General features: G+C 56.6%; 15 protein-coding genes, 2 tRNA genes and 1 pseudogene. 7 read left to right on the forward strand and 11 right to left on the reverse strand.

Annotated elements, in window-relative coordinates; all coding sequences use genetic code 11:
* Positions 1-205 (forward strand): annotated as a pseudogene (locus ACTG34_RS02755) (hypothetical protein); the annotation flags it as partial.
* A gap of 141 nt (positions 206-346) precedes the next feature.
* On the opposite strand, the gene katG reads toward ACTG34_RS02755, so the two are convergent.
* Complete coding sequence (gene katG, locus ACTG34_RS02760; protein WP_439103505.1) at positions 347-2,524, reverse strand: catalase/peroxidase HPI; 2,178 nt, start codon at positions 2,522-2,524, stop codon at positions 347-349.
* Between the two features lie 189 nt (positions 2,525-2,713).
* On the opposite strand from katG, the gene ACTG34_RS02765 reads away from it, so the two are divergent.
* Positions 2,714-3,598 carry a hydrogen peroxide-inducible genes activator gene (locus tag ACTG34_RS02765; protein ID WP_439103506.1) on the forward strand — a complete coding sequence of 295 codons (885 nt, stop codon included), beginning with the start codon at positions 2,714-2,716 and terminating at the stop codon, positions 3,596-3,598.
* 204 nt (positions 3,599-3,802) lie between these two features.
* On the opposite strand, the gene ACTG34_RS02770 is transcribed toward ACTG34_RS02765, so the two are convergent.
* Positions 3,803-3,877, reverse strand: a tRNA-Asn gene (locus ACTG34_RS02770).
* 58 nt (positions 3,878-3,935) lie between these two features.
* Complete coding sequence (locus ACTG34_RS02775) at positions 3,936-4,853, reverse strand: MBL fold metallo-hydrolase (RefSeq protein WP_439103507.1); 918 nt, start codon at positions 4,851-4,853, stop codon at positions 3,936-3,938.
* A gap of 44 nt (positions 4,854-4,897) precedes the next feature.
* Here ACTG34_RS02775 and ACTG34_RS02780 point away from each other — a divergent pair, with 44 nt between their 5' ends.
* Positions 4,898-6,274 carry an ATP-binding protein gene (locus ACTG34_RS02780; RefSeq protein WP_439103508.1) on the forward strand — a complete coding sequence of 459 codons (1,377 nt, stop codon included), beginning with the start codon at positions 4,898-4,900 and terminating at the stop codon, positions 6,272-6,274.
* Positions 6,275-6,306: 32 nt separating this feature from the next.
* On the opposite strand, the gene ACTG34_RS02785 is transcribed toward ACTG34_RS02780, so the two are convergent.
* The 5 genes from ACTG34_RS02785 to ACTG34_RS02805 form a co-directional block, all read right to left on the reverse strand.
* A complete protein-coding gene (locus tag ACTG34_RS02785; protein ID WP_439103509.1) occupies positions 6,307-7,317 on the reverse strand; it encodes an NAD-dependent epimerase/dehydratase family protein in 1,011 nt (336 codons plus the stop codon).
* A 23-nt stretch (positions 7,318-7,340) separates the two neighbouring features.
* Complete coding sequence (locus tag ACTG34_RS02790) at positions 7,341-8,507, reverse strand: nucleotide sugar dehydrogenase (protein WP_439103510.1); 1,167 nt, start codon at positions 8,505-8,507, stop codon at positions 7,341-7,343.
* Positions 8,508-8,741: 234 nt separating this feature from the next.
* A complete protein-coding gene (locus tag ACTG34_RS02795; RefSeq protein ID WP_439103511.1) occupies positions 8,742-9,536 on the reverse strand; it encodes a metal ABC transporter permease in 795 nt (264 codons plus the stop codon).
* Positions 9,536-10,285, reverse strand: coding sequence for a metal ABC transporter ATP-binding protein (locus ACTG34_RS02800; protein WP_439103512.1), 750 nt, complete (start codon positions 10,283-10,285; stop codon positions 9,536-9,538). The genes ACTG34_RS02795 and ACTG34_RS02800 overlap by 1 nt, the downstream gene beginning before the upstream one ends.
* Positions 10,282-10,797 (reverse strand): Fur family transcriptional regulator, encoded by a 516-nt coding sequence (locus ACTG34_RS02805; protein ID WP_439103513.1) that lies wholly within the window; start codon positions 10,795-10,797, stop codon positions 10,282-10,284. Before ACTG34_RS02805 ends, ACTG34_RS02800 begins: the two co-directional genes overlap by 4 nt.
* A 56-nt stretch (positions 10,798-10,853) precedes the next feature.
* On the opposite strand from ACTG34_RS02805, the gene ACTG34_RS02810 reads away from it, so the two are divergent.
* Complete coding sequence (locus ACTG34_RS02810; RefSeq protein WP_439103514.1) at positions 10,854-11,801, forward strand: zinc ABC transporter substrate-binding protein; 948 nt, start codon at positions 10,854-10,856, stop codon at positions 11,799-11,801.
* Between the two features lie 308 nt (positions 11,802-12,109).
* Here the strand turns inward: ACTG34_RS02810 and ACTG34_RS02815 are convergent.
* Positions 12,110-12,186: transfer RNA gene (locus ACTG34_RS02815), tRNA-Ile, on the reverse strand.
* Positions 12,187-12,354: 168 nt separating this feature from the next.
* Here ACTG34_RS02815 and purM point away from each other — a divergent pair.
* From purM to rnd, 3 genes are all read left to right on the forward strand, one after another.
* Positions 12,355-13,401 (forward strand): phosphoribosylformylglycinamidine cyclo-ligase, encoded by a 1,047-nt coding sequence (gene purM / locus ACTG34_RS02820; RefSeq protein ID WP_439103515.1) that lies wholly within the window; start codon positions 12,355-12,357, stop codon positions 13,399-13,401.
* Positions 13,398-13,988 carry a phosphoribosylglycinamide formyltransferase gene (gene purN / locus ACTG34_RS02825; RefSeq protein ID WP_439103516.1) on the forward strand — a complete coding sequence of 197 codons (591 nt, stop codon included), beginning with the start codon at positions 13,398-13,400 and terminating at the stop codon, positions 13,986-13,988. Before purM ends, purN begins: the two co-directional genes overlap by 4 nt.
* A 110-nt stretch (positions 13,989-14,098) precedes the next feature.
* On the forward strand, positions 14,099-15,256 hold the full coding sequence (gene rnd / locus ACTG34_RS02830) for a ribonuclease D (RefSeq protein WP_439103517.1): 1,158 nt from the start codon (positions 14,099-14,101) through the stop codon (positions 15,254-15,256).
* 80 nt (positions 15,257-15,336) lie between these two features.
* On the opposite strand, the gene ACTG34_RS02835 is transcribed toward rnd, so the two are convergent.
* Positions 15,337-15,816 (reverse strand): GNAT family N-acetyltransferase, encoded by a 480-nt coding sequence (locus tag ACTG34_RS02835; RefSeq protein WP_439103518.1) that lies wholly within the window; start codon positions 15,814-15,816, stop codon positions 15,337-15,339.
* A gap of 356 nt (positions 15,817-16,172) precedes the next feature.
* On the reverse strand, positions 16,173-16,814 hold a 642-nt coding region (locus tag ACTG34_RS02840), incomplete at its 5' end, for an extracellular solute-binding protein (RefSeq protein ID WP_439103519.1).

Here is a 16,814-nt window from a genome sequence, read left to right on the forward strand (position 1 = left end):
GTTCGGGCCGCGAGGCATGTCCGAGATGTGGCCCATTGTGAACGCCCTGCGTGTATTGGCGTCTCTTGCGGGGCAACCTGTGAAACACGCGCAGATCACCGATGGCAGGGCCGAGCTATGTGTGGGAGAGGTCACGATCATCGCCAATCTCACACCACATCCACAGGGCGACCTGGGGCCGTTTGGTTGGAGTGACGGGCGGTAGGCTCGTCAGTGCACGTATTGTAATGCGCCTATTGTCACCGCGCTCATGTGCAAAGCGGGCAGGGATGGGCGGTGCTATCGGCACCAGTGTTTAAGGCCCCCCCGCGCCGATAGGTACGCAACGCGGGGAGGGTGGTTTTACTTATGCCAGTTGATCAAAGCGATCAGCGTTCATGACTTTGGTCCAAGCGGCGACAAAATCGTTCACGAACTTCTCGGCATTGTCATCTTGCGCATAGACTTCGGCGTAAGACCGCAGGATCGAGTTTGAGCCAAACACCAAATCCATCCGTGTTGCTGTCCATTTTACCGCGCCTGATGTGCGGTCGCGGACTTCGTAGGTCGTGCGGTCGACAGGGTGCCACGAGTTGGACATATCGGTCAGGTTGACAAAGAAATCATTGGTCAACGCGCCGACCCGATCGGTGAACACGCCATGCTGTGTTCCGCCGTGGTTGGTGCCCATTGCCCGCATACCGCCCACAAGGACAGTCATCTCAACAGCCGTCAAACCCATCAATTGCGTGCGATCAAGCATCAGCTCCTCAGGGCTCACAACATAGTCTTTCTTCAACCAGTTGCGGTAGCCGTCTGCCAAAGGCTCAAGCGGATCAAAAGATGCGGCATCTGTCATCTCGTCTGTCGCGTCTCCACGTCCGGGCATGAACGGAACAGTGACGTCAAAACCTGCCGCTTTGGCTGCGTTTTCGACGCCGAGGTTGCCGGCCAGAACGATCACATCAGCCACGCTTGCACCCGTCTCGGAGGCGATGCCTTCCAAAACGTTCAGGACTTTGGCCAATTGTGCCGGCTCGTTGCCCTCCCAATCTTTTTGAGGTGCAAGACGGATGCGCGCGCCATTGGCACCGCCGCGCATGTCAGATCCGCGATAGGTGCGCGCACTGTCCCAAGCTGTCGACACCATCTCGGCCAGTGTCAGACCACTGTTGGCGATCCGTGCCTTTACATCGGCCACGTCATAAGACGTGCTGCCTGCGGGGATCGGATCTTGCCAGATCAGATCCTCTTGCGGCACATCGGGGCCAATGTAGCGGGATTTTGGCCCCATATCGCGGTGGGTCAGTTTGAACCACGCACGTGCGAACGTGTCGGAGAAATAGTCAAAGTCCGCCATGAACTTTTCACAAATCTCGCGGTAGATCGGGTCGATCTTCATCGCCATGTCGGCATCGGTCATGATTGGGTTGTGGCGGATAGACGGGTCAGAGGCGTCGACGGGTTTGTCTTCTTCCTTGATGTCGATCGGCTCCCACTGCCACGCGCCGGCGGGGCTTTTCTTGAGCTCCCACTCGTAGCCGAACAGCAATTTGAAATAGCCCATGTCCCATTGGGTCGGGTTCGTGGTCCATGCGCCTTCGATACCGCTGCTGATGGCGTCACTGGCTTTCTTGGTGCCTTTTGGATTGCTCCAGCCAAAACCTTGCTCTTCGATAGCGCCGGCCTCGGGTTCGGCACCCAAAGTGGACGCATCGCCATTGCCGTGACATTTGCCAACGGTGTGACCGCCAACCGTCAATGCCACGGTCTCTTCGTCGTTCATTGCCATGCGGGCAAAGGTTTCACGCACGTGCAACGCGGTTTTCAGCGGATCAGGCTTACCGTTCACGCCCTCGGGGTTCACGTAGATCAGACCCATCTGCACCGCAGCGAGCGGGTTTTCCATCGTCGCAGGGTTTTCCAGATCGCCGTAGCGCCCATCGCTGTCGGCAAGCCATTCTTTTTCGGCACCCCAATAAGTGTCGATTTCAGGATGCCAGACATCCGTACGACCAAAGGCGAACCCGAACGTTTTGAGACCCATTGATTCATAGGCAATGTTGCCCGCGAGGATCATCAGGTCTGCCCAGCTTAGCTTGTTACCGTATTTCTTTTTGATCGGCCAAAGCAAACGGCGCGCTTTATCAAGGCTGACGTTATCAGGCCATGAGTTCAGCGGCGCAAAGCGTTGCGTGCCGGTTCCGCCGCCCCCGCGACCGTCCTCAAGGCGGTAAGTTCCCGCCGAGTGCCACGCCATCCGGATCATAAAGCCACCATAGTGACCCCAATCGGCGGGCCACCAGTCCTGACTGTCGGTCATCAGCGCGTGCAGGTCCGCTTTCACGGCGGCAACATCAAGGCTTTCGACCTCTTTGCGGTAATCAAAATCTGCGCCAAGCGGATTGGTTTTGGTATCATGCTGGTGCAGGATGTCGAGGTTCAGCGCATTCGGCCACCATGCCATCACAGATGAGCTTGTCGCGGTATTTCCGCCGTGCATCACCGGACACTTGCCGCCTGTCCCTGTATCATTTCCGTCCATCTGTATCTCCCATCAAGGTTTCGCGTGTCTATCTGTGTCGATCTGCCGCCCTGTCCGTTCATGTTCAGGACATGCCCGCGTCACCTCGGGACAAGAGCCACAGCACTCGACGTTACTCTGCGCACCGTCTATCCGATTCACACTATAAATAAAAATTGCATTTTTTAATGAGCGTGATAACCAAGGACTATGATTGATATCACGATCAAGCACCTGCGCTACTTCGAGGCTTTGGCCAGACACCGCCATTTTGGCCGCGCCGCAGATGATTGTGGTATTTCGCAACCTGCGCTGTCGGTGCAGATCAAAACACTTGAGGACATGCTCGGAACGCCACTTGTCGAACGCGGACCAAAGCAGCTCCGCCTGACGGGCTATGGCGAGGTATTTCTTGAGCGTGCGCGCGAAATTCTTCAATCTGTGAACGAGCTTGGCGATCTCGCCCGCGCGTCACATAGCCCACTAATCGGCAGGTTGCGGTTTGGCGTCATTCCAACCGTTGCGCCATATTTTTTACCGCAGTTCATTAAATGCCTCGCCAAAGACTACGCAGGGCTCGACCCGCGCCCTCGCGAAGCAAAGACGTCAAAGCTCATCGACGGTCTTTTGGGCGGCCAACTCGATACCGCGATTGTCGCCTTGCCTGTGTCTGAGCCGTCCTTGCACGAGGAAACGTTATTCGCAGAGGATTTCGTTTTGGTCAGACCACTGAGCGATGCGGACAAGCCTGTGCCCAATGCCAAGCTGTTGCGCGAAATGCGGCTGCTTTTGTTGGAGGAGGGGCATTGCTTTCGCGATCAGGCGCTGTCGTTTTGTACCGCGTCATCGACATTGCCACGCGACTTGATGGAGGGCAGTTCCTTGTCCACACTGGTCCAGATGGTCGGCGCCGGAATTGGCGTCACCTTGATCCCCGATATGGCCGTCCCGATAGAAACCCGCTCCGCGTCCGTGTCTGTCGCGCGCTTGGAGCATCCTCGTCCGTCACGCACAATCGGGATGGTCTGGCGCAAGACGACACCCTTGTCTGATCAACTCAAACACATCGCACAAACCGTCCGCGACTCTCTATAAGTTGCAGTCGGTATTGCGCGGGATCGGGCGTTTGCTCAGCGCGAGTTACGCAAAGTTGGAGAGCCAACCATAGAGAATTAAAAAGAAAATAACAGGTTGTGCAACTGGCTGTGTAACCGCCTGTGCAACCAAACCGCCAAATAACCTCGAAGACCATCGGACCCATATTGGTAATCCGATACATTTGAGTATCTTAGAGGAAATTGGCTCCGGCGGTAGGGATCGAACCTACGACCAATTGATTAACAGTCAACTGCTCTACCGCTGAGCTACGCCGGAATTGAGGGCTGTATAACTATGGGTTTCGTGGCCTGCAAGGGGGTTTTATGACAAAAGGTCAAAAACTTTTCGCCTCGGGTATTTGGCGTGAAAACACCGCGGTTTCCGAGAGCTTTGGTGTGCACGCAACCTTCTTTTGCTCAACCAAATCAATGAGGTGGGCAAACGTGTTGCGGGCGGCGTAGGGGAGGGCCTGTGCGGGCAGGTCGGTGTAGATTGCTGCGGTAAGAGCCGTGAGATCAAGCGGACGTATGGTCAACTGTGCAAGGATTTGTGCCTCGCGGTGTGCGCGGTGCGCCAACAGTTCCGCGATCCGCTCAGCGGGCGCATCAATTGGCGCGCCGTGGCCCGGTAAAAAGCGCGTAAACCCGAACTGCAAAAGGCGCTCGCAACTGTCGCGGTACGCGCGCGCGTCTCCGTCAGGGGGTGAGATCAGCGACGAGGACCATCCCATCACGAGATCGCCTGTAAAACAGGTCTCCCCCCATACAAAGGCAAGGTGATTGCCCATATGTCCGGGCGTATGCAGGGCGGTGATCTGCGCACCGTCCACGCGGATCGTCTCGCCATCTTCCACAATGATATCGGGTGTGAACGCCGCATCCACGCCTTCGCCACCCTGCGCCAATTCACCCTTGGCAAGGTGCGCCATCACGCGTGAGCGTCCCGCATCCGCGGTCCCGAAGGCGTAAACAGGCGCGCCCGTGGCGTGGGCCAAATCCTTTGCCCCCGCACTATGATCAAGATGGGCGTGCGTTATGGCAATGGCGGCAATGCGCGCCCCCTTGGGAAGTGCCGACAAAACCGCCTCATGGTAGGCACGGTCACGCGGTCCTGCGTCGATCAAAATACGCTCGGCACCTGTGCCCAGCAGATAGCAATTCGTGCCCCAATGGGTCATGGGGGAAGGGTTGGGGGCAAGGATGCGCACAACGCCGTGGCCTAACGCTGTGATCACTTGTGGTCTGTCGCGCATGATTTGGCCTTTCCCTTTGCCCTATGACAAGGCTACCAATAGCCATGTTGTTTACTTGGCTCAAAACGTTTTCACCACGCGGCATCTATGGGCGCGCGGCTTTGATCATTCTGGTGCCCATTGTGGTGCTGCAAATGGTCGTGCTTGTCGCGTTCTCGAAGCGTTATTTCGATGACATCACAGAGCAGCTGATGACGGGGGTTGTGGCCGAGGTCGCCCTTTACGAAGTAGCGGTTGAGGGGCTAGAGCCGCGTGATGCGGCGTCCGTTATGGCGGATCTGGATGCACGGTTGAACATCGTGTCTACCTTCGGCGCCGATGCGGTGGCTGTGGAGCCCTACCGACCATGGTATGACATTTCGGGACGTACCATCGAGCGGGTATTGACGGCGGCATTTCCCACGTTGGACGGGGTGAATTTTGTCCAAGGAAATAGCAGCTTTGCGTTCTCATACATGACCGATGCAGGGCGGTTACACCTTGAGGTCAACCGGCGGCGGGCGTCCGCCAGCAATCCCCACCAGTTGATCGTCCTGACGTTTTTCACCGGACTTGTGATGACGGCGATTTCCATCATATTTTTACGCAATCAAATGCGCCCGATCAAACAGTTGGCGCGGGTGGCGGATGCGTTTGGACGCGGGGAAACGCTGCCCTACAGGTTGAGCGGGGCCACCGAAGTGCGCTCGGCGGGCGCTGCGTTTTTGAGTATGCGCGCACGGATCGAGCGGCAAATTGATCAACGTACCTTGATGTTGTCGGGGGTCTCGCATGATTTACGCACGCCGCTGACACGGATGCGGTTGACGGTCTCGCTATTGGAAGCCGAAGGCGCTCCAAAAGAGGACATCGCCGCGCTCAAGGATGATATGTCGGAGATGGAGCGGTTGCTTGATGCGTTTTTGGCCTTTGCGCGGGCCGATGCTGCCGAAGAAACTGCGCCTGTGAACCTTGGGGCTTTGGTCGAGGCGGCTGTGGCACGGGCCAAACGGGCAGGGGGGGATGTTACGCTTGTCGATATGCCCGTGGGGGATGTCCTGATCTCGGCGCGCCCCGATGCTGTGGCGCGCGCGCTCGACAATTTGATCGGCAATGCGATGCGCTACGCCACGCACGCCTATGTGTCGTGTCATGCGCTCGACAGATCGGTGGTTTTGAGTGTTGAGGACGATGGAGCGGGCATTGCAGAAGCAGACCGCGAACGCGCCTTGCACCCATTCGTGCGACTGGACAGTGCGCGCAATCAAAACAACGGCTCTGGCGTGGGCCTTGGCCTATCGATTGCTGTGGATATCGCGCGGCGCCACGGTGGGTCTCTAAGGCTGAGCGAAAGTGCGACCCATGGCGGCTTGCGCGCGGATATCGTGTTGCCGCGCGGGCCTAAGACGAGCGAAACCACTGCGGACCGCCGCCCGTCCTGAGGCAGCCACCAGACGTAAAACGACGACCCGACTTAAATCTGGTAGTAATCGCGGTACCAGTCGACAAAGGACGCCACCCCGTCTTTGACATCGGTCTGTGGCGCATATCCTGTGAGGGTGTTGAGTAAAGAGGCATCCGCCCATGTTGCAGGCACATCCCCCGCTTGCATGGGCATCAGATTGCGCATCGCGGTCTTGCCCGTTGCCGTCTCGATTGCGGCAATGAAATCCGTGAGTTGAACGGCATTTGAGTTGCCAATGTTGACAACACGAAACGGGGCCACAGGCGAAAGGCTATCGCCCACGGGCACATCACACCCCTCAGGGCGCACAGGAGCCGCGTCGATCAAAAGGCGAATGGCGTGCACCAAATCCTCGACATAGGTGAAATCGCGTTTCATATCGCCGTGGTTGTAGACATCGATTGGAGTGTCTTCGAGAATGGCTTTGGTGAATTTGAACAGCGCCATGTCGGGGCGTCCCCATGGGCCATAGACCGTGAAAAACCGGAACATGGTGACAGGCAATCCGAACAGATGCGCATAGGAATGCGCCATGTTTTCGGTCGATTTTTTGGTGGCCGCATAGAACGACATTTGATGATCGGCTTTGTCCGTCTCGCAATACGGCATATCCTCGTTGGCGCCATAAGCCGAGGAGGTCGAGGCGAGCAGCATATGTTTAGGCGGATGCGCGCGGGCCGCCTCTAGCAATTCGAACGTGCCGACAATGTTGCTTTCGAGATATGCACGCGGGTTTTCGATGGAATAGCGCACGCCCGCTTGGGCGGCGAGATGGATGACCACATCGGGCTTTTCCTCGTCAAACAAGGACATGAGCAAACCAGGGGTCTCAACCATATCGTGCACCGAGCGGTAGTGCTCGGACTGCATGAGCATAGCCTCACGGCGCTCTTTTAGGGTCACATCGTAGTAATCGGACATGCAATCCACACCGATCACACGCCACCCTTCGTCGAGCAGTTTGCGGCAAACAAATGAGCCAATAAATCCGGCCGCGCCGGTTACCAATGCTGTGGGCATATCAACGTCCTTAAATAATATCTCTAGTCCGCACCGAACAGGTCGCGGGTAAACACCTTGTCGACCACGTCCGCAATATCGTCAGTGATGCGGTTGGCAATGATCAGATCTGCCTCGGCTTTAAACGCACCGAGATCTCGGATCACGCGGGAATTAAAGAACTCACTGTCCTCCATCACCGGTTCGTAAACGATGACTTCAACGCCCTTGGCCTTGATCCGTTTCATGATGCCTTGGATCGAGGATTGTCTGAAATTGTCGCTGCCTGCCTTCATCACGAGGCGGTAGACGCCCACGACCTTGGGGCGTTTCGCGATGATCTGATCGGACAAGAAATCCTTGCGGGTGCGGTTGGCATCGACAATCGCGCGGATCAGGTTTTGCGGCACCTCGGAATAGTTGGCCAAAAGTTGCTTGGTGTCTTTGGGCAGGCAATAGCCGCCGTAGCCAAACGATGGATTGTTGTAATGAGACCCAATGCGCGGGTCCAACCCCACGCCCTCGATGACCTGTCGGCTATCCATGCCCGCAGCCATTGCGTAGCTGTCCAATTCGTTGAAAAACGCCACCCGCATGGCGAGATAGGTGTTTGCAAAAAGCTTGATCGCTTCGGCTTCGCGAGAGTCCGTGAACAACACCTCCACGTCTTGTTTGATCGCCCCCGCCAACAGCAGGTTGGCAAACACACCCGCACGATCCGAGCGCTCTCCCACGATGATGCGCGAGGGATGCAAATTGTCATAAAGCGCGCGCCCTTCACGTAAAAATTCGGGCGAAAACAGAATGTTGCGCGATCCAGTTCGCGCTCGAATATCATCGATAAATCCCACGGGAATCGTTGACTTTATGACGATGACGGCCGTGGAATTGACGGCCATAACGGCCTCCACAACGGCTTCGACGGATGAGGTGTCAAAATAATTCGATTGCGCGTCATAATTGGTGGGTGTTGCCACAATCACAAAATCCGCATCTGTGTAGGCGCTGGCGGCGTCCGTGGTTGCCGTGAGATCCAAATCTTTATGGGCGAGAAACTCTTCCAATTCCGCGTCAATGATCGGGCTTTGTCGCGCATTCACCAACGCCACACGCTCGGCGCTCACGTCGACCGCAACAACCATATTGTGCTGCGCCAAAAGAACGGCATTCGACATGCCAACGTACCCGATACCTGCAACGGCAATTTTCATCTCAATATTCACACTCTATGGCACATATATATGCGGCGAACTTAAGGGATATGTGCCAACGGGTGCAATGGGTGCAATGCGTGTTGCCGTAAAAATCAGGTATCTTGACGTTTTGTAGCTGTGTGGTCATCAACGGCGCGTTGATGACAGCTCAGGAGAGATCACGACATTAGATTAGAGCAACCCGTAGTTTGCATACAGTCGTGACGTGTTCTTGACGGACGCCACGCCATATCACCGCGCAGTGCTGACGCCTTTGATCAAACTGGTCGTCAGGAATGTGAGGGCCGCCACGCAAACAATCGTAGGGGCGGCTGGTGTATCGAACACAAAGGCGGCGCGCAGGCCGACGATTGCGGACACAGTACCTATGATGGCTGCTGCAATCGCCATGCCCTCGGGAGTGCGCGATAGGGGGCGTGCGGCGGCCGCGGGTATAATCAGCATGGCGGCAATCAACAAAACCCCGACGACCTTAATGGCCACGGCCACGGTGATGGCCAATGCAAACGTAAGGACCAGTTGTTCGCGTTTCGGGTTGATCCCGCTGGCATGGGCCAGATCTTCGTTCAGGGTTGATGTGAGCAAGGCCGCCCAACGCCACCCGATCAGGGCCACAACCAGCCCAGCACCGGCCCAAATGACGCCAAGATCGCCCACCGAGACCGCGAGGATATCACCAAAGAGATAGGCCATCAGGTCGATCCGTACACCCTGAATGAATGACACCGCGACAAGACCAAAAGCCAGTGCGGAATGTGCCAGAACCCCCAATAAGGTATCCATCGCATAGCCGCGACCGGACAACACGCTGACTGTCAGCGCCATAAGCAACGCAATCGTTAAAGCACCGACAAAGATCGACATCGAAAACGCCAGTGACAAAGCCACGCCCAAGATCGCGGCATGTGCGGTTGCATCGCCGAAATAAGCCATACGCCGCCAGACAACGAAACATCCCAACGGGGCCGCAGCAATGGCTACTCCGACGCCCGCGAGCGCGGCACGCACCATAAAATCATCTAGCATTACTCTGCGGCCTCTGTGTGCGTGTGTTCGCAATTGTCATGGTCGTGACCATGATCGTGTTCATGTCGGTAAAGCGCGAGAGCGCCGCCCGTTCCTGTGCCAAACAATGCGCGATATTCTGGGGCGGAGGCAACAACAGCTGGGGTGCCTTCACAACAGACATGACCATTGAGGCAGATGACGCGGTCGGAGGCGCTCATCACCACGTGTAATTCGTGACTGATCATCAGCACAGCACAGCCCGTGTTCTGTCGGACCTGTTCGATCTGTTGATAAAACGATGCAGACCCGCGCTGGTCAAGGCCCTGTGTCGCCTCATCCAAGAGTAAGACGTCGGGCGTCCCGATCAGAGCGCGTGCCAGCAAGACGCGTTGGAATTGACCGCCCGATAGTTGTGAAAGCTGTGCGTTACCTAAGTCTGGCACACCCGCTTGTGTCAGCGCCAGTTCGATCTGCGAGGCGGTCGCGCCACATGGCAACTTTAGGAACCGTTTCACTGTGATGGGCAGGGTCCCGTCGATATGCAGCTTTTGCGGTACGTAGCCGATTTTCACGCCATTGCTGCGCAAGACCGTCCCCCGAGCGGGTTTGACCGCGCCAATGAGTGCCCGCAGCAGGCTGGTTTTTCCCGATCCGTTTGGGCCGACAATTGTGACGATCTCGCCCGCGTCGATGCGCATGGAGACGCGCGACAAGACGGTCCGCGCGCCATAGCAAACACTTAGGTCATTGACTTCGATCAGGCTCATGCGTCAGCCCTATCTACACAGTCGGGGCAGACGCCTTCTGCCTCAACAACGGTCCGTTCAATCCGAAATCCGGTTGCGCGGGCAGCATCGCCCAAGGCACCACGGGCGGGGAACGAATGCGTTTCGGCCACAGCGTCGCACAGGCGACAAATCATAAATGCGGGGGTGTGCGCATGGCTAGGATCCACACAGGCGGTAAAGGCGTTCAGCCGTTCAATTTTATGAGCCAGACCATTCGCCACAAGGAAATCCAAGGCGCGATAGGCGACGGGGGGCTGTGATCCGAACCCGTCCTCGCGCAATCTGTCCAAAATGGCATAGGCACCAAGGGCGCGGTGTTCTTGCAGCAATATTTCCAACACTTTGCGCCGGACAGGCGTAAACCGAAGACCACCCTGTGCGCAACGCGTCTCGGCCGCAGCAAGTGTGTCGCTTACACAGACACCGTGGTCATGCTGCGCGAACCCGAGGGGGCCAGGTGCAGAAGCTTGTTTCGCGTTGTCACTTGTCATGTTATTACATTTCGGATAATTGCAGATTAATGTTATATAATCACATGGAGCCCCCGATGTCTAGAAACCTTCTCACCCTCTCGCTGACTGCCACCCTACTGACCGGCGCGGCATATGCCGATGTTCCTCAGGTCGCGGCAGATATCGCGCCCGTTCATTCGTTGATCGCGCGGGTCATGGACGGTATCGGCGAGCCTGACCTGATCATCCAACAGGGTGCGAGCCCGCATGAGTACAGCCTGCGCCCGTCAGAAGCGCAGGCATTGCAGGACGCAGATCTGGTGTTTTGGGTGAGCGCGGGCCTGTCTCCTTGGCTTGAGGACGCAATCGCAACCCTCGCCTCCGATGCGGACGCGACCGAATTGATGGAGTCCTCTGGCACGATCGAACTGGAGTCTCGCAACAGCGCACTTTTCGAAAAACATAAGCACGCCGAAGACGAAGCGCACGATGATCACGCCGAAGACGAAGGGCACGATGACCACGCACATGGTGCGCATGATCCGCATGCTTGGCTGTCGCCCAACAACGCTATGACATGGTTGAACGTTATCGCGGGTCAGCTTTCCGCGGCGGATCCAGAGAATGCGGGCGTGTATTTCGCCAATGCCGCTGCAGGCCGCGCCGAAATCGAATCTGCGGTTGCGGATGCCATGCAAACCCTCGCACCCGTGCGCGGTGGTGATTTCGTCGTTTTCCACGATGCCTATCAGTATTTCGAGAACGATTTTGATTTCTATGCCGCGGGTGCAATTTCACTGAGCGATGCATCTGATCCTAGCCCCGCACGGATCGCAGAAATTCAGGCACGCATTGCCGCCGAAGGCATAGATTGCGTGTTTACAGAACCGCAGTTCAACCCTGGCCTCGTCGCGACCGTTCTAGACGGCACTGACGCAAAAACTGGGGTCGTGGATCCGCTTGGCGCTGATCTAGAGCTTGGCGCGGCATTCTATCCGCAGCTGATCCGCAACCTCTCGTCGTCCCTCGCGGGCTGCCTGTAATCACATCGGCCTGAAAAGACGTCGAAAAGACCCAAGTCGTTGTGTTCGATGTGCCTTGGCAGTTTCGCCAAGGCACATCTTTGGCACCGGTAGACCCTTGGATCCCAACCCACGCCTCACGGGCTGACGGCTCACATCGAGGTACAAACGTCCGAAGTCTATATAAAGCACATCGAGCGCACCGAACGATCAGCTCGTGCAATTGCAAAGATGTCTTCCATTGATTTCGAGAATGTGCACCACGCCGACTGAACCGTGGTCCAGAGGTGACCTCAAACACAAATAAAACAGTGTGAATGAATAGGCAGTGGTAGGCCCGGCAGGACTTGAACCCGCAACCAAAGCGTTATGAGCGCTCTGCTCTAACCAGTTGAGCTACAGGCCCGCCTGTGCCCTGATTATGGTGAGGGCGCGGCGGGGTCAAGGGGGACAAGGCGCAATTCAGATCCAAATTGTGCGCAAAAGTGCGCCCTTAGGTCACGCTGGTCTTTCCTTTAAGGGGCAGGTGTCGTATCTGGGCGGAAAATCAACCCATACCAAGGAGTCGCGCGCTATGGCACAGGGTAAAAAAGGTCTCACGTACGCTGATGCGGGTGTCGATATCGACGCGGGCAATGCACTTGTCGAGCGGATAAAGCCCGCAGCCAAGAAAACAGCACGTTCTGGTGTCATGTCGGGCCTTGGCGGCTTTGGCGCGATGTTCGACCTCAAAGGCGCGGGCTATAGCGATCCGATCCTCGTGGCGGCCACGGATGGTGTTGGCACCAAATTGCGCATCGCGATTGACACAGACAACGTTGCAACCGTTGGCATCGATCTGGTCGCGATGTGCGTCAACGATCTGGTGTGTCAGGGTGCCGAGCCGTTGTTCTTTCTCGATTATTTCGCAACGGGCAAACTCAAAATCGACAACGCCGCCTCAATCATCGAAGGCATCGCTAAGGGCTGTGAGCTATCGGGTTGTGCGCTGATCGGCGGCGAGACGGCGGAAATGCCAGGCATGTATGAAGACGGCGATTTCGACCTCGCGGGCTTTGCTGTGGGCGCAATGGAGCGCGGCAGCGATCTACCGTCCGGTGTGAAAGCGGGCAATGTGTTGCTTGGCCTCGCGTCTGACGGGGTGCATTCCAACGGCTACTCGCTTGTGCGCAAGACCGTTGATCTCTCGGGATTTAAATGGAGCGATATTGCGCCGTTCTCCGATGACACCCTTGGCAACGCGCTGCTCAAACCGACGCGTTTGTATGTGAAATCCGTTCTTGCCGCGATCCGTTCGGGTGGCGTGCATGCGCTGGCGCACATCACAGGTGGCGGCCTCACCGAAAACCTGCCGCGCGTGCTGCCCGAGGGTCTAGGTGCCAATATCGATCTGACCGCATGGACATTACCGCCCGTGTTTAAGTGGCTGTCGGAGACGGCACAATTGTCACAGCACGAGTTGCTCAAAACCTTTAACTCCGGAATCGGCATGATCGTTGTTGCAGACGCCGCACAGGCGGATGCGCTCAAAGCGTTGTTGGAGGGTGAGGGCGAGACGGTTTACACGCTCGGCACCGTGACAACAGGCGGCGGCGTCACCTACGAGGGCGCACTGGTTTGACCAAACGCGTTGCTATCTTGATCTCGGGGAGCGGCTCCAACATGGTGACGCTCGCCCAATCCATGACGGGTGATCATCCCGCGCGTCCCTGTCTGGTGCTTTCAAATGTGCCGGATGCGGGTGGACTGGCCAAAGCCGCGGCCATGGGTATTCCTACAGCGGTCGTGAACCATAAAGACTACAAAGGCGACCGTGAGGCGTTTGACGCCGCTGTGATGGCGGCGATAGATGCCCACGCGCCCGATTACATCGCTCTTGCAGGGTTCATGCGCATTCTGACGCCCGCCTTTATCACGCATTATGCGGGCCGTATGCTCAATATCCATCCCTCGCTGTTGCCCAAATACAAAGGTCTGCACACCCATGCCCGCGCCATTGAGGCGGGGGATGCAGAAGCTGGCTGTAGTGTCCACGAAGTGACGGCAGAACTGGACGGTGGGCCGATTTTGACCCAAGCCCGCGTTCCTGTGTTGGCGGGCGACACCGCCGATGATTTGGCCGCACGGGTCTTGCCCAAAGAGCACTTGATCTACCCCGCAACGCTGCGCCGCTTTATCGAAGGAGACCGTGCGCGCGTTGATCTATAATTGGCGCAGACGTCTCGAAGGGGCAACATGCTTTCCTTTTGCGGTGAACCTGCGTAGAACCTTTCAACGATACGCGGGATGACCCCGTAGCGCAGCAAGAAGAAATAAGAATGATCACAGTTAAAACGACCGAAGGCTTGCAAGCTTTCTGCGATCGTGCCAAGGCGCATGATTACGTCACCGTAGACACCGAATTTTTGCGTGAACGGACGTATTATTCCAAACTTTGCCTCGTTCAGCTTGCTGTCCCTGGGGACGCCGAAGAAGACGCTGTGTTGGTCGATCCGCTGGCCAATGGCATTGACCTTGCGCCGCTTTACGAGCTCTTCAAAGACGAAAGCGTGGTCAAAGTGTTCCACGCCGCACGTCAGGATCTCGAAATTTTCTATATCCAAGGGCAGGTTATCCCAAAGCCATTGTTCGACACGCAAGTGGCAGCGATGGTGTGCGGGTTTGGCGAACAGGTGGGCTATGAGACCCTTGTGCGCAAAATTGCCAAAGAGAGCCTTGATAAAACCTCGCGGTTCACTGATTGGTCGCGCCGCCCGTTGACGGCGGCCCAAGAAACCTATGCCTTGGCTGACGTGACGCATTTGCGGGTGATTTACGAATACCTCGACAAAGAGATTAAACGCACAGGCCGCCAGAAATGGGTGGAAGAGGAAGAAGAGATTTTGACCTCGCCGTCCACCTATGTGGTGCATCCGGATGAGGCGTGGAAACGGGTGAAAACCCGCACCAATTCCGGCAAGTTTCTGGCCGCGGTAAAAGAGCTGGCCGCGTTTCGTGAATCCTATGCGCAATCGCGCGATATCCCGCGCAGCCGTGTCTACAAAGACGATGCGATGTTGGAGCTGGCCTCGACCAAACCGCAAACGCCCGAAGACCTGTCGCGCTCGCGTTTGTTGCTACGCGAAGCACGCCGTGGCGATATCGCGGACGGTATTTTCGCAGCGATTGCGGCCGCCGCTAAATACGGTGCCAATGATATGCCGATTGCGGATCGTAGCAACGAAAAGTTGCAGGTCAATCCCGCACTGGCCGACATGCTACGCGTCCTTTTGAAAGCAAAATCAGACAATTACAACGTAGCGGCTAAAATGATTGCCTCGGCCTCCGACCTTGACCGTATTGCGGCGGGCGAGCGCGATGTTACGGCTCTTCGGGGTTGGCGGCGTGAGGTGTTTGGCGATGATGCGTTGCGCTTGTGTGAGGGTAAAATTGGCCTCGCGGTTAAGGGTCAAAAGGTTGATGTGATCGCGCTCTAATCGAGCTTGCAACCACATCTGAAGCGGCGGAGAGGGAGGAGCTCCGCCGCTTTTTTATGGCTCACTGTTGTGCGATCCCTTTAGGCCACGGCCATTGAAAACCGCTGTCCGGTCATTGGCACAGGTACAAATCCACACGCGACATAGGCCTTTTGCGCGGCGATATTCGTGGTCATTGTGCCGACTGTTATGCGGCCACATCCCAATGTTCGCGCCAGATCGTGAGACGCATTGATCAGCGCACGACCGATCCCACTGCCACGGTGGGCCTCGTCGACAAACAGATGATGCAGGTCCATCACCCGCTCACCAAACTGAAGGCGCATCCCGCCCGTGACACCCGCGTACCCCACCAAATGGCCATCTTGCTCCGCCACAAGCAGCTTTAACCACGGCATATCCGCCTTAAGCAGATGCACCAAAGCGGGCAAATCCAGTGTCGCCGCTTCGCCGTGATGGCGCGACAGATCACCAATCATCGCAAGTAATCGGGACTTATCAGCCCAAAGGGCAGGGCGAATGGTTATGGTGGACGGTGTATGCAGGGTCTGGGTGTTCATTGTACTCTCCTATGTGCGCCACAGGGAGTTTGAAAAACAAAAAAGCCGCCCTGCGGCGACCTTTCATTCTTCCATGACGATTGGCCGCTCTCTATATGAGGTCGGTCCAATAATACGCTGTCATGATCATGTTGTGTTTCATGCGGCGAACGTGACGAACTGGCGGGTCTGTGTCAATTCACAAAATAACATTTTACGCACAAGAGGTGGAATTTCGTACGACCTACGGGTGTGAAATCGCATTAAGAGAAATACATAATAGTCTGTTTTAAAACAAAACCCCCGCCCAAAATCACATCAGGGCGGGGGGCTAATTTCGCGTACACAAGACGCAAAGTTTTAGGGCTATGCAGCGTTTAGCCGTCGTAATCGACCTCTTCGGTGAGGCGCAACGCATCCGCGCGGTGGGCTGCAATCTCCATCAGGTTGATCGTGTCAGAGGCAAACGTGCCCCAACTTGCGACCAGATCGGAAGCCGTAGAGCCGGGCGCAATCGGGTATTCGGAATTGGCGCTGGCGTAGACCTCTTGGGCTTCGGGCGATGTCAGATACTCAATGAATTGTACGGCTTCATCACGGTTTTTGGAGGCCTTTGTGAGCGCCACGCCGGAGATATTGACGTGCGTGCCGCCATTCTCGAACACAGGGAAATCAAGGCGTACACTGTCCGCCCATTCCTTTTGCTCGGGGTCTGCCAACATTTCGCCCATGTAATAGGTGTTGCCGAGCGAAATATCGCATTCGCCTGCCCAGATTGCTTTGACTTGAGCGCGGTCATTGCCCTGTGGTTTGCGCGCAAGGTTCGATTTCACACCCTCTAACCACGTCTTTGTTGCCTCTTCGCCGTGGTGGGCGAGATAGGCGGAGGTCAGGCCGATCATATAGGTGTGCGTGCCCGAGCGCGTGCAAATGCGGCCCTGCCATTTGGGGTCTGCAAGACCTTCGTAGGTTGTCACATCGCCCTCGGCCACGCGGTCGCGCGAGGCGTATACGATGCG

The sequence above is a fragment of the Celeribacter marinus genome (genome assembly GCF_965656515.1).
GTDB lineage: Bacteria > Pseudomonadota > Alphaproteobacteria > Rhodobacterales > Rhodobacteraceae > Celeribacter > Celeribacter marinus_D.

Excerpts from the sequence above, each read along its gene's own strand:
- katG (WP_439103505.1), bottom strand. The coding sequence starts at position 2,524 with ATGGACGGAAATGATACAGGGACAGGCGGCAAGTGTCCGGTGATGCAC.
- ACTG34_RS02765 (WP_439103506.1), top strand. The coding sequence starts at position 2,714 with ATGATTGATATCACGATCAAGCACCTGCGCTACTTCGAGGCTTTGGCC.
- ACTG34_RS02775 (WP_439103507.1), bottom strand. The coding sequence starts at position 4,853 with ATGCGCGACAGACCACAAGTGATCACAGCGTTAGGCCACGGCGTTGTG.
- ACTG34_RS02780 (WP_439103508.1), top strand. The coding sequence starts at position 4,898 with ATGTTGTTTACTTGGCTCAAAACGTTTTCACCACGCGGCATCTATGGG.
- ACTG34_RS02785 (WP_439103509.1), bottom strand. The coding sequence starts at position 7,317 with ATGCCCACAGCATTGGTAACCGGCGCGGCCGGATTTATTGGCTCATTT.
- ACTG34_RS02790 (WP_439103510.1), bottom strand. The coding sequence starts at position 8,507 with ATGAAAATTGCCGTTGCAGGTATCGGGTACGTTGGCATGTCGAATGCC.
- ACTG34_RS02795 (WP_439103511.1), bottom strand. The coding sequence starts at position 9,536 with ATGCTAGATGATTTTATGGTGCGTGCCGCGCTCGCGGGCGTCGGAGTA.
- ACTG34_RS02800 (WP_439103512.1), bottom strand. The coding sequence starts at position 10,285 with ATGAGCCTGATCGAAGTCAATGACCTAAGTGTTTGCTATGGCGCGCGG.
- ACTG34_RS02805 (WP_439103513.1), bottom strand. The coding sequence starts at position 10,797 with ATGACAAGTGACAACGCGAAACAAGCTTCTGCACCTGGCCCCCTCGGG.
- ACTG34_RS02810 (WP_439103514.1), top strand. The coding sequence starts at position 10,854 with ATGTCTAGAAACCTTCTCACCCTCTCGCTGACTGCCACCCTACTGACC.
- purM (WP_439103515.1), top strand. The coding sequence starts at position 12,355 with ATGGCACAGGGTAAAAAAGGTCTCACGTACGCTGATGCGGGTGTCGAT.
- rnd (WP_439103517.1), top strand. The coding sequence starts at position 14,099 with ATGATCACAGTTAAAACGACCGAAGGCTTGCAAGCTTTCTGCGATCGT.
- ACTG34_RS02835 (WP_439103518.1), bottom strand. The coding sequence starts at position 15,816 with ATGAACACCCAGACCCTGCATACACCGTCCACCATAACCATTCGCCCT.